Below are 13,289 nucleotides of genomic sequence, written 5' to 3' on the forward strand. Positions count from 1 at the left end.
GCCGTCGGCGGTGAGCGCGCCGGCGTCGGCGCCCGCGGGGAGCACGGTCGGCAGCAGCTCGCGCAGCGGCTTCACGGCGCCTGCCGCGCGCTCGTCGTAGCGGTCGACGACGCTCTGGTCGTAGTCGCGGGTGGCCGGGTCGGTCGGGACCATGCCGGAGGCGTCGCCGACTCCGAGGACCTTCTCGCCGGTGAGGCGCCAGTGCACGTAACCCGCGAGGGTGGTGAGGAAGTCGATCCGCTCGACGTGCGGCTCGGAGTCGAGGACCGCCTGGTGCAGGTGCGCGAGCGACCAGCGCAGCGGAATGTTGACGCCCAACAGCTCGGTGAGCTCGGCCGACGCGGGGCCGGTGCTGGTGTTGCGCCAGGTGCGGAAGGGGACGAGCGGTGACCCGTCCGCGTCGAACGGGAGGTAGCCGTGCATCATCGCCGAGACGCCGAGCGCGCCGACCGTGGTGAGCTGCACGCCGTGGCGGGTCTGTGCGTCGGCGACGAGGTCGGCGTAGGCGGCCTGGAGGCCGGCGTGCACGGCGTCGAGGGAGTAGGTCCAGCGGCGGTCGACGAACTGGTTCTCCCACTCGTGGCTGCCGACTGCGAGGACCGTGGAGGGGTCGGCCGCATCGACCAGGCACGCCTTGATCCGGGTGGAGCCGAGTTCGATGCCGAGGGCGGTGGCGCCGCTCGCGATCACGTCGGCGGGGGTGGGCCTGCGCTGGTCCATCATGCTCCTCGCTCGGGCGATGTGACCGTTCACAAAGCCCCGGGTCAGCGTAGGCGAAACGGCTCGCGGTCGGCAAGCAAGCGGGGGTCCGGGCCCGGCCGTCGATCCGTCGCGGGAGGTCGGATCGACTGCTGCGCGGCTCCCGCAAGCCCCTTCCGCCGCGCGCGCTCCCGCGGTCCTCTGAAGCATGCGTGAGATGAAGCTCGTGAGACTCGTGACCCGCCTCGAGAACGCCGCCGCCCTCGATCCGCTCGTGGGCCGGGTGCGGAAGGCCGTGAACGGCGTGATCCGCCCGCAGCCGGTGCGCGACGTGCTGCACGGCGTCCCGGTCGGCCACCCCGTGCATCCGTTGCTCGTCCTCGTGCCGACCGGCGCCTGGGTGTCGGCGGCGGTGCTCGACCTGCTGCCCGGGAACCAGCGTGCGGCGCGGTCCCTTGTGGGCCTCGGCGTGGTCAGCGTCCTGCCGACCGCCGCCTCCGGCTTCACCGACTGGTCGGAGCTGCACGAGCAGCAGACCCGCGTCGGCCTCGTGCACTCGGCGGCGAACGTGGTCGCGACGGGCCTCTACGCGGCGTCCTGGCTGCAGCGCCGGCGCGGTCGCACGACCAGCGGGAAGGTGCTCGGGATGCTCGGCCTCGCCGTCGTCTCGGGCGGCGGCTACCTGGGCGGCCACCTCAGCTACCGGCAGGCCGCCGGAGCGAACCACGCCGAGGACGTCCCGCACCGCTTCCCCTCCGGCTGGCAGGCGTTCGGCCTCCTGGCGGACGTGCCCGAGCGGACCCCCGTGAAGAAGGAGGTCGCCGGCCTGCCCCTGCTGGCCTTCCGGCGGGGCGAGCGGATCGACGTGCTCTCGAACGTCTGCAGCCACCTCTCCGGCCCGCTCGACGAGGGAGAGGTCTCGGCGGACGCCTCGGGGGCGGCGTGCGTGTTGTGCCCCTGGCACGGCAGTGCCTTCTCGCTCGAGACCGGCGAGGTGCTGCGCGGTCCGGCCACCTCGCCGCAGCCGCGGTTCGAGACGCGGGTGCGCGAGGGGCGGGTGGAGGTGCTGCTGCCGCACGCGGGGTGAGGCGTAGGGCGCGACGCGCGTACACGCGGGGTGAGCGCGGGCGCTGCGGCGGTCAGCTCCGCGGCGCGCCGTCGACGCTCGTTCCAGCAGCATCGGCGGCACCGGGCGGTCGACGGCGGGCGCTCGCCGCGCAGCTCGGCCAGCACGACGCCGATGGTGCGGCGGCCGACCTCGGCGAAGTCCTGCCGGATGGTCGTCAGCGGCGGCTGGTAGTGCGCCGCCTCGGGCACGTCGTCGAAGCCGACGACGCTGAGGTCCTCGGGTACGCGCAGCCCCCGCTCGGCGCAGGCGTGCAGGAGTCCGAGCGCCATCTGGTCGTTGCCGGCGAACACCGCTGTCGGCACCGGTGTCTCGTCGAGGATCCGCAGGCCCGCGCGGTAGCCGGACTCAGCGCTCCAGTCGCCCTCCACGACGCCGGCCGGCGCGAGTCCTGCCGCGCGCATCCCCGAGGTGAAGCCCTCGAGCCGGGCCTGCGCCTCCACCCAGTGCTGCGGCCCGGCGAGGTGCGCGATGCGGGTGTGGCCGAGGCCGACGAGGTGCTCGGTGGCGAGCCGCGCGCCGGCGGCCTGGTCGACGAGGAGGAGGGAGTCGGCTCCGCGGCCGGTCGCGCCGAGCGTCACCGAGGGGACCTCGATCGCGAGGGTCTCGATCGCCTCGAGGGCGCGCTCCTGCGGGGCGAGGACGACGATCGCCTCCACCGACTCCCGCTGCAGGTGCGCGAGGCCGTCGGCCAGCGACTCCGCATCGGGCGCCGCGTTCACCACCGGTACGCGGTAGCCGGCATCGCGCGCCGCCTGCTCGATCGCGGCCATCGCCGTCGCGGTTCCGTAGAAGCTGTGGCTCTCGGCGGCGAGGATCCCGATCAGGCCGGAGCGGCTGGTCGCGAGGGCCCGGGCGGCCGCGCTGGGGCGGAAGCGAGGTCCTCGATCGCCGCGAGCACGCGCTCCCGAGTGCGAGGCCGCAGCTGCGGGCTGTCGTTGAGCACCCGCGAGACCGTCTGGTACGACACTCCGGCCCGCTCCGCGACGTCGCGGATGGTCGGCGCGCGGTCGGTGGGCATGGCGACACCGTAGCGGTGCGCGCGCCCCCGCCCCATGTCGCGGGGAGGGGAGCGGAGAGGAGAGCGGCGGGTGGGTCAGGGGCCGCCGAGCCAGTGGTCGATGCGGTGGTGGTCGGGGGTGAAGCCGTGGTCGACGCCCCAGAGGACGGCCTGCGTGCGGCTGGTCGCGCCGATCTTGCCGTAGACGCTGCGGATGTAGGACTTCACCGTGTTCGGGCTGAGGTAGGTGAGCGCCGCGACGTCGGCGTTGCTCTTGCCCTGCGTGATCAGCGCGAGGATCTCCGACTCCCGGTCGGTGATCCCCTCGTGGCGCCCCGGCCAGTCCAGCCCCGGCGCAGAGCCGGCGCGGCGCGGAGGCTCACTGACCACGACCTCGCCCGCCGCGACCCGCTCCAGCGCGGCGACGAGCTCGCGCGCCGGCAGCGTCTTGGAGAGGTACCCGTGCACGCCCTGCTCGAGGGCGTCCTCGACGAGGGCCGGCGCGAAGTTCCAGGTGTAGACGACGACGTGCTCGGCGCGGGGGTTCCGCACCAGCTCCGCGATCTCGTTGTGGTCCGCCTCCGGCTGCGCGAAGGAGTCGTAGAGGACGAGGTCGATCCGGTCCGAGAGCGAGGCGTTCGCGTCGATCTCGGCGACGACCACCCGGTCGCGGTAGTGGTCGAACATGTGCGCGAGACCCGTCAGCACCACGTCGTAGTCGTCGACCAGCGCGACGGTGAGGGGCGAACGGCGGGTCATGGTCGGACGCTACCGCACCGCCGGCCGCCGCGAGCACACCCCCAGGGGTGTACCGGCTCCTCCTCCGGGGTGGTTGGGTAGCCCTCGGTCCCGCAACCGCGGAACCGACCAGCGGGCCCCCGCCCGCACTAAGGAAGGACGACCGCCATGCTCGGTCTCATCATCAGCCTCATCGTCGTCGGACTCATCGCGGGAGCGCTGGCCCGGCTCATCGTCCCCGGGAAGCAGAGCATCAGCATCGGCATGACCATCGTGCTCGGCATCGTCGGCTCGTTCGTCGGCGGCTTCCTCGGCTTCCTGATCTTCCAGCACGACCCGATGGACGGCTTCCTCCAGCCCGCCGGAATCATCGGCTCCATCATCGGAGCGATCATCGTCCTGCTCGTCTACACCCGCTTCGCAGGCCGCTCCGCCGCGCGCCGCTGATCCCCGTCCGTGATCCGGCCGGTCGACACCACCGGATCACGGGCCGGCGGCCCTACCGTCACGACTCGATCCACGAGGTGCCGACCCTGTCGAAGGCCAGCCGGGTCCCACCCGCCTCGAGCCTGTCGTTGTGGAGTCGTCGGCGGTGCGGCTGCCCTGCGTCAGCCTGTTCGGGCCTGCGGGGGCCGACCGCTCCGGTCGAGCCGCGCGAAAGCGGCGTCGACCGTCTCGCGGAAGTCGGCGTCCTCGCTGGCGGCCCACTCCTCCCAGGCGACGTCGACCGCGGCGAGGCCCGCCGCGGCGAGCACTCGGGCGGTCAGTGGCTCCGTGCCCCGGGTGACGAGGGCCGCCGCCAGTGACTCCGCGCCCTCGGCCCGGCGCTCGCGCAGCCGCGCCTTGAGGGCGAATTCGCTCCCGATCAGCCGGAGCCTGGCGCGGTAGGCGTCGGGTGCGCGGGTCGCGACGTCGATCACGGGTTCGACGGCGGCGCGGATCAGCCCCCAGCCGGTGAGCGGGGAGTCGGCGGGCAGCGCGAGCACGGGCGCGGCGTAGTCGACCCGGTCGCCCTCGACCGCGGCGACCACGACGTCCTCTTTGCTGCGGAAATAGCGGAAGAACGTGGCGCGCGAGACCCCGGCCTGTCGTGCCGCCTCCTCGACGGTGACCTCGGAGTATCCGCGCTCGAGGAAGACGGCGAGCACCGCGTCGGCGAGCTCCGCGCGCAGGATGGCGCGGGTGCGGTCGCGGAGTGGTGCTGTCATGCGGTCAGCCTAAGAGATCGGCCGGGGCCGTCCCTCACGGATGAGACTCAGTCTCGTGTGTGATATTCACTATCACGACGACCTCGTCGCCCATCCCGACCGAAGGAGACCCCATGGTCCTCACCTCGAAGAACACCCTCCAGGAGTGGCTGGACGACTCCGTCGGCGGCCCGATCCTCCGCGGCGTCCTCGCGCGGGCCGGCCAGTCCGAGGAGGCGCTGCACCCGGCCCGGCAGCTCACCCTGCGCGCGATGGTGGAGCTGGGCGGCGGCGCGTTCCCGCAGGAGCTCGTCGACACGCTGGTGGCGCAGGCGAACGGCGGCGTGATCCCGCCGGAGGAGACGGAGGAGGCGCCGCGGGAGGCGTCAGGCCGCTTCGCCGGCAGGACGGTCATCGTCACAGGCGCCGGTTCGGGCATCGGCCGGGCGACGTCCCGCCGCATCGTCCGGGAGGGCGGACGCGTGGTCGCGGTCGACGTCGTCCCCGCCGGGATCGAGGCGCTCGCCGCGGCCGCTCCCGAGGGCTCGGTCGTCACCGTCACCGCCGACATCACCTCTCCCGACGGAGTCGCATCGATCGTGGCCGCGGCGGGAGGGCGCATCGACGGCCTCGCGAACATCGCGGGGATCATGGACGGCATGACTCCGCTGCACGAGACGGAGGACGCGCTCTGGCGCCGGGTGTTCTCGGTGAATGTCGACGGCACGTTCGCACTCAGCCGCGCCGTGCTGCCGGCGATGCTCGAGGCCGGTCGCGGGGCGATCGTGAACGTGGCGTCCGAGGCCTCGCTGCGCGGCAACGCGGCGGGCACTGCCTACACGGCGTCGAAGCACGCGGTCGTCGGCATCACGAAGAGCTCGGCATTCCTCTACGGACCCTCGGGCGTGCGCACCAATGCGGTCGCTCCTGGCCCCACGGCCACGGCGATCGAGGGCACGATGTCGAGCGACTTCGCGCGCGAGCGCCTCGCGCCGTTCATGGCGCTGATCCCGCCCGTGGTCGAGGCCGACCGCATGGCCGCCTCCATCACGTGGCTGCTGAGCGACGACTCCGCCAACATCAACGGCGTCGTGCTCGCCTCCGACGGCGGCTGGTCGGTGCAGTAGCGGCGATCAGTCGCGCGCCCGCAGCTCCCGGCTGATCGCCCGCAGGCCGGTCTCGAGAGCCTTGAGTTCCTCGAGCGAGAGCCGCGCGAGCACGTCCTCGCCGAGCTCAGGCCGTGCGGCCATCAGCTCGCGGACCACGGAGCGGCCCAGGTCGGTGGCGTGGATCCGCCGCACGCGCTGATCGGCGTGGTCGGTCTCGCGCACGACCAGGCCGCTCGCTGCGAGCCGGTCGACGAGTTTCGACATCGACGGCATCGAGACTGCGAAGCTCTGCGCGAGCCCGGCCCCGGTGGCCCCCTGCTCGGTCGTCACGATCACCGAGAGGGCCTTCAGCTGCTGGATCGTCAGGTCGGTGGTGAGCAGCGGAGCGAGGACGCGCGGGATCGAGCGGACCGTGATCCCGATCGTCAGTGCCTCGATTCCCGAGAGGGCGCGGGCGCGGGGATCCATCGGACCACCGTAGGTCTCAGCGGATGCCCCGTGTAATTACTTAGATCGAAGCTAACCTTGTGACATCCCCCACCGATCCGGAGTCGTGTCGGCGCAGGCGGGTTCCCTCCCGCCGTCGTCCCGGTCCCGGGCTGCGCCGTCGCGCCGATCCGCGAGACGAGAGCGAGCAGACCATGACCGACACCACCACCGCCTCCGACCAGCAGCGCCTTGAGGTCGCGCGCGCGAAGTATCGCGCCGAGCGCGACCGCCGGGCCCGCCCCGATGCCGCGTCGCAGTACCGCCGAGCGGCGGGCGAGTTCGGCTACTACGCGAAGGACCCGTACACGGAGCGCGTCGAGCGCGAGCCGGTGAACGATCGCGTCGAGGCGCTCGTGATCGGCGCCGGCTTCGGCGGCCTGCTCACCGCGTCGCGGCTGCGCGAGGCGGGCGTGGAGTCGCTGCGCCTGATGGACGAGGCCGGTGACGTCGGCGGTACCTGGTACTGGAACCGCTACCCCGGCGTGCGCTGCGATATCGAAGCGTCCGTCTACCTGCCGCTGCTGGAGGAGGTCGGCACGGTGCCCTCCGAGCGTTACGCGCCGGGCGAGGAGATCCGTCGGCACGCGGTCGCGATCGCCGAGCACTACGGCCTCTACCGCGACACCCTCTTCCAGACCCGCGCGACCGCGCTGACCTGGGACGAGGACGCGGAGGAGTGGCTGGTCGAGACGGATCGCGGCGACCGGTTCCGCGCCCGCTTCCTCGTGACCTCCTCCGGCACCCTCACCCAGCCCAAGCTGCCCGGCATCCCGGGCATCGAGACGTTCCGCGGCCACACCTTCCACACCAGCCGCTGGGACTATGGCTACACCGGCGGCACGCCCGACGGCGGCCTCACCGGCCTCGCCGACAAGCGCGTCGCCGTCGTCGGCACCGGCGCGACCGGCCTCCAGGTGATCCCGCACGTCGGCGAGGACGCGCGCGAGCTGATCGTGTTCCAGCGCACGCCGTCGACCGTCGACGTGCGCGACAACCGGCCGACCGACCCGGAGTGGGTCGCGTCGCTGCGCCCGGGGTGGCAGCGCGAGCGGATGGAGAACTTCCTCGCGGTGCTCGCCGGCGAACCGGTCGAGGAGAGCCTCGTTCAGGACGGCTGGACGAAGACGGTCGAGCTGCAGCGCCAGATCCTGTCGGGCTCGGTCGACACATCGCTGCCGCCGGAGGAGCGCGAGCGGCGCGACGAGCTGGCCGACCTCGACACGATGGACCGCCTCCGTGCGCGCGTCGACGCGACCGTCGAGGACCCGGCCACCGCCGCAGCGCTCAAGCCCTGGTACCGCTACATGTGCAAGCGGCCCGGCTTCAGCGACACCTATCTGCCCACCTTCAACCGCCCGAACGTGCGCCTGGTCGACACCGCCGATACCGGCGGCATCACGCGGATGACCGAGACGGAGATCGTCGTCGGCGACACGGCCTACGAGGTCGACTGCGTGATCTTCGCCACCGGCTTCGAGGTCGGGATCTCGGGGGTGATGTCGGGCACGCTGCCCGTCGTCGGCCGGGGCGGGCGCACTCTGCTGGAGGCCTGGGAGCGCGGACCGCGGACGCTGCACGGCTTCTCGTCGCACGGCTTCCCGAACCTGTTCCACCTCAGCGGCATCCAGAACGCCAACTCGGTGAACTTCGCGCACATCCTGCTCGAGCAGGCCGAGCACATCGCCGCGGTCATCGCCCGGGGCCGCGAGGTCGGCGCCCGCTTCCTCGAGCCGTCGGCCGAGGCGGAGGAGGCGTGGGTGCGCACCGTGCGCGAGACCGCCGCCGACACGCGTGCGTTCCAGGCGGAGTGCACGCCCGGCTACTACAACGGCGAGGGCACCCGCTCCATCGGCGGCGCCTCCTACAGCCCGGGCCCGATCGCGTTCCACCGCCTGTTGCGCGCCTGGCGCGAGGAGGGGATGGGCGACGTGCTCGTCGGCTCCGGAGTCGAGGCGTCGCGATGAGGTGGCGTGCGGTCGCCGTGCCGGTGCTGCTCGCCGGGGCGCTCGCGGGGTGCACGGAGGCGAGAGATCCGGATGGTTCACCGCCGTCGGTCGTGACCGCCGAGCGCGTCCTGCGAGTCACCGACGTCCACGAGGCGACCGGGATGACCCTGCTCGAGGGGCCGACCTTCGGCGCGGACGGCCGCCTCACCGTGGTCGATGTGACGGCTCCTCCCGGCGCCGCCAAGGTGCTGCGCATCGATCTCGACGAGGGGAGCGTGGAGCCGGTGTGGAGCGACGACCGCTCGGCGCTCACCTCGGCGCAGTTCGGCCCGGAGGACGGCCGGCTCTACGTGACCGACTTCCTCGGCGGGTCGATCCTGAGCATGACGCCCGACGGCGAGGACGTGCGCGAGGTGGCCGGCGGCCCGGTCGACGGGGTGCCGATGCAGCCGGACGACCTCACCTTCGGTGCCGACGGCGCGCTCTACGTGAGCGATGCGGCCGGCGCGCAGGATCCGTACTGGGAGGCCTCGGGGCGCGTGATCCGTGTGGATCCCGAGACGGGGGAGTCGACCGTGCTCGCCCGCGACCTGCCCTCGCCCAACGGCATCGCCTTCTCCCCCGACCACGGCGAGCTGTGGGTCAGCATGAACACGGGCAACCGGATCGACCGGCTCACCCTCGCCGAGGGCGGCGCCGAGGTCGCGACCGCGTTCCCCGCGATCCATGCCTCGCCCGGCATCGGCCAGCTCGACTCGATCGCGGTCGACGCCGCCGGCAACCTCTACGTGGGCCTGCACGGCCGCCCCGAGATCCTCGTCTACGACGCCTCCGGAGCCCTCGTGCAGACCGTCACCGTCGCCGAGCCCGGGGTGACCTCGGCGACCAACGTCGCGATCCGGCCGGGCACGACGGAGGCGTTCGCGACCGTGAGCGGACCGGACGGCGGCTTCGTCCACACCTTCGAGGCGCTCGCCGAGGGCGTGCCGCAGTCCAACGGAGGCTGAGCCGCGATGACCCGCATCCAGCCTCCGCGCACCGTCGTCCGCGATGCTCGGGCGATGCCGCTCGTCGTCCCCGATGCCCTCGTCCCGCTCGCGCTCCGGCTCGCCCGGGCGAACCGCACCTTCGTGACCGCGGAGGGCGCGCGCCGCCGCATCCGAGCGCGGGCTCTGCGGCCCGCCTCCTACGGGCCACCGCCGCGCCTGCGGTCGGGGGTCCGTGTCGACGCCGAGCAGGTCGACGGCTGGCCCGTCTACACACTGCTCCCGCGAGGGGAGGTGCGCGGCGGGCTGGTCTACGTGCACGGCGGCGGCTGGGTCAACGAGATCGTGCCGCCGCACTGGTGGCTCGCTGCCCGCATCGCCGACGAGGCCGCGCTCGCGGTGACGCTCCCCATCTACCCGCTCATCCCCTTCGGCACCGCGCTCGAGGCGCGCGACGGCGTGCGCGCCCTGGTGCTGCGCAGCCTCGACCGCCACGGTCCGACCCGTCTCGGCGGTGACTCCGCTGGCGGGCAGATCGCCCTCTCCACCGCCCTCGCCCTGCGCGACGACGGCGTCGTGCTCCCTCGGACCACGCTGATCTCGCCGGCCCTCGACCTGTCGTGGAGCAACCCGCGGATCCCCGAGGTGCAGCCGAGCGATCCGTGGCTCGGGACCCGGGGCGGCCGGGTGCTCGCCGATCGCTGGCGCGGCTCGCTGGACCTGCTCGACCCGGTGGTCAGCCCGCTGTTCGGCGACCTGGCGGGGCTCGGGCCGCTCACCGTCTTCACGGGCACGCGCGATGTCCTCAATCCGGATGCGCATCTGTTGGCCGAGCGGGCGGCCGTGGCGGGCGTGCCGTTCGAGCTGCACGAGGCGGTCGGGCAGGTCCACGTGTACCCGTTCGTGCCGACGCGGACCGGGCGCGCGGCGCAGGACGACCTGGTCGAGGGGCTGCGCGCGGCGGTGTGAGGGGCGCCGGGGTTGTGCAGGTCGGTCGGGGCGTCACAACGAAGGTTCAGAGGGGCGCAGACGGCTCTCCGGCTCGTCCGAGCGCTCTCAGCCTTCGTTGTGCAGGTGCGCCGGCCCGGACCAGACCTCGCGGCATCCCCGAGCGCCGGCTCGACGCTCCTCCCCAGGTGAGCGAGCGGAGGCGCTGTCCACAGATCTCGGCGACCCCCGCCCACGGCCTTCGTGTCCTGCTAGCGTTTCCTGGGTCGCGTCCAAGAAACGCGAGCCCTCCCGACCACTCCACGAAAGCCGTCATGCCGCTGCGCCCCCGCCACCTCGCCCTCCCCGCCGCGCTCGCTGCCACCGCCCTCCTGCTCAGCGGCTGCACCGCCGAGGCGCCCGACGCCTCGAGCACACCCGTCGAGGGCGGCAGCCTCACCTACGCGTCCGGAGACGCCGAGCCCACCTGCCTCGACCCGCACGTGGGCGGCAACTATCCGCAGGCGCTGCTCGCCACGCAGGTGCTGGAGTCGCTCGTCTCGCGCGACGCCGACGGCACCATCACGCCCTGGCTGGCCGAGTCGTGGACCGTCTCGGATGACGCGCTCACCTACGATTTCACCCTCCGCGAGGGCGTGAGCTTCACCGACGGCACCCCGCTCGATGCGGAGGCCGTCGCCGCGAACATCGCGCACCTCCAGGACCCGGCGACGAAGTCGTCGACCGGCTACCTCGCCGTCGCGAAGGTCGCCTCCGTCACGGCCGTGTCGCCGACTGTCGCCCGCTTCACCCTCACCGCGCCCGATAGCGCGCTGCTGGAGTCGCTCGCCCAGCCGTGGACGGCCATCGAGTCGCCCGCCGGCATCGCTCGCGGCGAGGAGGCGAACTGCGAGGCCCCCGTCGGCACCGGCCCCTTCGCCGTCGCGGAGTGGGTGAAGCAGGACCACGTCACCCTCACCCGCAACGAGTCCTACGACTCCTCGGCCGGCCCCACCGGAGACGGCCACGAGGGCCCCGCGCACCTCGCGAGCATCACCTGGCGCTTCGTCCCCGACTCCGCCACGCGCTACGCCGCACTGCAGGCGGGCGAGGTCGATGTCATCGACAACGCGCAGCCCGATACGCTCCGGGCCGCGAGCGGCGCCTCCGATCTGGTCGAGCTCGACGCTCCACGCCCCGGCTCGGTCAACCGCCTCGAGCTGAACTCGCACCAGGCGCCGTTCGACGACGAGTCCGTCCGCGAGGCGTTCGTCCGCGGAGTCGGCGTGAACGACGCCATCGAGTCGCTGTTCTTCGGCACCGCCGAGCGCTCCTACTCGCCGCTGTCGAGCAGCGAGGCGACCGCGTACTCCGACCCGTCGCTCTTCGAGAACGCCGGCTCCGACTCCGAGATCGCGGCGGCCGAGGGCCTGCTCGACGCGGCCGGCTGGAGCGACTCCGACGGCGACGGCGTCCGGGAGAAGGACGGGAAGCCCCTGACCCTGCGCTTCCCGGTCAGCACCAACCAGTCGATCCCCGCCGAGCAGTCGCTGTTCGAGCAGATCCAGGCCTCCGCGAAGACCCTGGGCTTCGACGTGCAGATCAGTCTCCTCGACCTGTCGAGCTGGTACGCCGCGCTCGCATCGAACGAGTACGAGCTGGTCAGCGCTCCCTACACGAAGGTCGGGCCCGACGTTCTGCGGATCCTCTACTCCTCCTCCGGGATCACGCCAGCGCCGAGCGGCTACTTCGCCAACCACGCTCAGATCGCCGACCCGGCGCTCGACTCGCTGCTTGAGCAGGCGAGCGCCACGACCGACGAGGCCGCCCGCGCCGACCTCTACCAGCAGGCGCAGCGGATCGTGCTCGAGGGCTACTGGATCCTGCCGCTCTACGACCAGCAGAACCACTACCTGCACCGCTCGGCCGTCCAGGGCCTCGTCGCCCTCGACACGGTGTCGACGCCCTGGTTCGCCGACGCCTGGGTCTGAGCCGCCGACGATCCCGCCCGCCGTCATGATCGGTCGCGTGCTCCTCCGCCTCGGCGGAGCGCTGGTCGTGCTCTGGGCCGTGGCGACAGCGGTCTTCCTCCTCATCCGCCTCGTCCCCGGCGACCCGGCCCAGGCGATCCTCGGCGGCCCGGGCTCGCAGGCGTCTCCGGAGGCGCTCGCCGCGGTCCGCGAGCAGTACGGCCTCGATCAGCCGCTCCTCGCCCAGTACCTCGTGCAGCTCGGCCGGCTCGCGCGCGGCGACCTCGGCACCTCCTACTCGCTGCGCACGCCCGTCGCCAGGTGCTCGGCGAGCAGCTGCCCGGCACGCTCCTCCTCGCGGTCCTCGCGCTCGCCGCCGCCTGGGTCCTCGCCCTCGCGACCGCCCTGTGGTCGACCCGCGGCGGCCGCCTCGCTGCGGCGATCGGCTCCGGTCTCGAGCTGACCGCCGCTGCTCTGCCGCACTTCTGGCTCGCCACCGTGCTGATCGCCGTGTTCGCCACGGCGCTGCGCTGGCTGCCGCCCGTGAGCACGGGGGCGCCGGCCGGCCTGGTGCTGCCGACACTCACCCTGGCGATCCCGCTGGCGGGGTTCCTCGGGCAGGTGATGCGGCGCTCCCTCCTCGATGCTCTGGAGTCGCCGTTCGTGCTCGCCGCGAGGGCGCGCGGCGAGAGCGAGGCCGGCATCCGTCTCCGTCACGCCCTGCGTCACGCGGTGCTGCCGGGGGTCTCGCTCTCGGGCTGGGCGTTCGGGTACCTGATCGGCGGGGCGGTCGTGGTCGAGACGATCTTCGCGCGACCGGGGCTCGGCCGCACCCTGCTCGCCGCGGTGACCGTGCGCGACGTGCCGGTCGTCACCGGAGTCGTCCTCGTCACCGCGCTCGCCTACATCGCCGTCACGCTGGTCACCGACGTCGTCACGCGCGTGATCGACCCGCGGCTCGCGCGCCGGGAGGTGGTCGCGTGAGCGAGCTCGAGCTGCGCGCCGCCCGCCCGCTGCGCACCGGGCCGGCACGGATCCGGGTGGGCGAGGTGCTCGCCCTGGTGTTCGTCGCGCTCCTGCTCGTCGCGGCGGTCGCGCCCGGGCTGCTCGCC

12 protein-coding genes and 2 pseudogenes are annotated in these 13,289 nt (G+C 73.2%); 8 read left to right on the top strand and 6 right to left on the bottom strand.

The genetic code is table 11. The features are described from left to right. Window positions 1-723: FGGY family carbohydrate kinase (locus ACH61_RS10885; RefSeq protein WP_269085070.1), on the bottom strand; the 723-nt coding region annotated here is incomplete at its 3' end. 184 nt (window positions 724-907) lie between these two features. Here ACH61_RS10885 and ACH61_RS10890 point away from each other — a divergent pair. After that, a complete protein-coding gene (locus ACH61_RS10890; RefSeq protein ID WP_068212015.1) occupies window positions 908-1,786 on the top strand; it encodes a Rieske (2Fe-2S) protein in 879 nt (292 codons plus the stop codon). Window positions 1,787-1,920: 134 nt separating this feature from the next. On the opposite strand, the pseudogene ACH61_RS16335 reads toward ACH61_RS10890, so the two are convergent. The 3 genes and pseudogenes from ACH61_RS16335 to ACH61_RS10905 all read right to left on the bottom strand — a co-directional run. Then, a pseudogene (locus tag ACH61_RS16335) lies at window positions 1,921-2,598 on the bottom strand (substrate-binding domain-containing protein); the annotation flags it as partial. A gap of 50 nt (window positions 2,599-2,648) precedes the next feature. Further along, the gene (locus ACH61_RS18420; RefSeq protein WP_330220159.1) at window positions 2,649-2,882 is read right to left on the bottom strand and encodes a LacI family DNA-binding transcriptional regulator; all 234 of its coding nucleotides are present in this window, start codon (window positions 2,880-2,882) and stop codon (window positions 2,649-2,651) included. A 39-nt stretch (window positions 2,883-2,921) separates the two neighbouring features. Continuing rightward, entirely contained in the window at window positions 2,922-3,584 is a 663-nt protein-coding gene (locus ACH61_RS10905; RefSeq protein ID WP_068212021.1) for a response regulator transcription factor, read from the bottom strand. Window positions 3,585-3,731: 147 nt separating this feature from the next. On the opposite strand from ACH61_RS10905, the gene ACH61_RS10910 reads away from it, so the two are divergent. After that, complete coding sequence (locus ACH61_RS10910) at window positions 3,732-4,010, top strand: GlsB/YeaQ/YmgE family stress response membrane protein (RefSeq protein ID WP_068212023.1); 279 nt, start codon at window positions 3,732-3,734, stop codon at window positions 4,008-4,010. A 161-nt stretch (window positions 4,011-4,171) separates the two neighbouring features. Here ACH61_RS10910 and ACH61_RS10915 read toward each other — a convergent pair whose 3' ends face one another. Beyond that, complete coding sequence (locus ACH61_RS10915; RefSeq protein ID WP_068212026.1) at window positions 4,172-4,771, bottom strand: TetR family transcriptional regulator; 600 nt, start codon at window positions 4,769-4,771, stop codon at window positions 4,172-4,174. Window positions 4,772-4,884: 113 nt separating this feature from the next. Here ACH61_RS10915 and ACH61_RS10920 point away from each other — a divergent pair, with 113 nt between their 5' ends. Continuing rightward, a complete protein-coding gene (locus ACH61_RS10920) occupies window positions 4,885-5,877 on the top strand; it encodes an SDR family NAD(P)-dependent oxidoreductase (RefSeq protein WP_068212028.1) in 993 nt (330 codons plus the stop codon). A 6-nt stretch (window positions 5,878-5,883) separates the two neighbouring features. Here ACH61_RS10920 and ACH61_RS10925 read toward each other — a convergent pair whose 3' ends face one another. Beyond that, the gene (locus tag ACH61_RS10925) at window positions 5,884-6,327 is read right to left on the bottom strand and encodes a MarR family winged helix-turn-helix transcriptional regulator (RefSeq protein WP_068212030.1); all 444 of its coding nucleotides are present in this window, start codon (window positions 6,325-6,327) and stop codon (window positions 5,884-5,886) included. Window positions 6,328-6,500: 173 nt separating this feature from the next. On the opposite strand from ACH61_RS10925, the gene ACH61_RS10930 reads away from it, so the two are divergent. The 5 genes and pseudogenes from ACH61_RS10930 to ACH61_RS10950 all read left to right on the top strand — a co-directional run bounded on the left by ACH61_RS10930 (window position 6,501) and on the right by ACH61_RS10950 (window position 13,161). Further along, entirely contained in the window at window positions 6,501-8,312 is a 1,812-nt protein-coding gene (locus ACH61_RS10930; protein ID WP_068212032.1) for a flavin-containing monooxygenase, read from the top strand. Beyond that, window positions 8,309-9,301 carry an SMP-30/gluconolactonase/LRE family protein gene (locus tag ACH61_RS10935; protein WP_068212034.1) on the top strand — a complete coding sequence of 331 codons (993 nt, stop codon included), beginning with the start codon at window positions 8,309-8,311 and terminating at the stop codon, window positions 9,299-9,301. Before ACH61_RS10930 ends, ACH61_RS10935 begins: the two co-directional genes overlap by 4 nt. 6 nt (window positions 9,302-9,307) lie before the next feature. After that, on the top strand, window positions 9,308-10,249 hold the full coding sequence (locus ACH61_RS10940) for an alpha/beta hydrolase fold domain-containing protein (protein WP_236713643.1): 942 nt from the start codon (window positions 9,308-9,310) through the stop codon (window positions 10,247-10,249). A gap of 293 nt (window positions 10,250-10,542) precedes the next feature. Then, complete coding sequence (locus ACH61_RS10945) at window positions 10,543-12,198, top strand: ABC transporter substrate-binding protein (RefSeq protein ID WP_068212036.1); 1,656 nt, start codon at window positions 10,543-10,545, stop codon at window positions 12,196-12,198. A gap of 25 nt (window positions 12,199-12,223) precedes the next feature. Continuing rightward, window positions 12,224-13,161, top strand: a pseudogene (locus ACH61_RS10950) (ABC transporter permease). The last annotated feature ends 128 nt before the right edge of the window (window positions 13,162-13,289 follow it).

It is taken from the genome of Rathayibacter tanaceti, assembly GCF_001634385.1.
Classification (GTDB): domain Bacteria; phylum Actinomycetota; class Actinomycetes; order Actinomycetales; family Microbacteriaceae; genus Rathayibacter; species Rathayibacter tanaceti.

Excerpts from the sequence above, each read along its gene's own strand:
- ACH61_RS10890 (WP_068212015.1), top strand. The coding sequence starts at position 908 with ATGCGTGAGATGAAGCTCGTGAGACTCGTGACCCGCCTCGAGAACGCC.
- ACH61_RS18420 (WP_330220159.1), bottom strand. The coding sequence starts at position 2,882 with ATGGGGCGGGGGCGCGCGCACCGCTACGGTGTCGCCATGCCCACCGAC.
- ACH61_RS10905 (WP_068212021.1), bottom strand. The coding sequence starts at position 3,584 with ATGACCCGCCGTTCGCCCCTCACCGTCGCGCTGGTCGACGACTACGAC.
- ACH61_RS10910 (WP_068212023.1), top strand. The coding sequence starts at position 3,732 with ATGCTCGGTCTCATCATCAGCCTCATCGTCGTCGGACTCATCGCGGGA.
- ACH61_RS10915 (WP_068212026.1), bottom strand. The coding sequence starts at position 4,771 with ATGACAGCACCACTCCGCGACCGCACCCGCGCCATCCTGCGCGCGGAG.
- ACH61_RS10920 (WP_068212028.1), top strand. The coding sequence starts at position 4,885 with ATGGTCCTCACCTCGAAGAACACCCTCCAGGAGTGGCTGGACGACTCC.
- ACH61_RS10925 (WP_068212030.1), bottom strand. The coding sequence starts at position 6,327 with ATGGATCCCCGCGCCCGCGCCCTCTCGGGAATCGAGGCACTGACGATC.
- ACH61_RS10930 (WP_068212032.1), top strand. The coding sequence starts at position 6,501 with ATGACCGACACCACCACCGCCTCCGACCAGCAGCGCCTTGAGGTCGCG.
- ACH61_RS10935 (WP_068212034.1), top strand. The coding sequence starts at position 8,309 with ATGAGGTGGCGTGCGGTCGCCGTGCCGGTGCTGCTCGCCGGGGCGCTC.
- ACH61_RS10940 (WP_236713643.1), top strand. The coding sequence starts at position 9,308 with ATGACCCGCATCCAGCCTCCGCGCACCGTCGTCCGCGATGCTCGGGCG.
- ACH61_RS10945 (WP_068212036.1), top strand. The coding sequence starts at position 10,543 with ATGCCGCTGCGCCCCCGCCACCTCGCCCTCCCCGCCGCGCTCGCTGCC.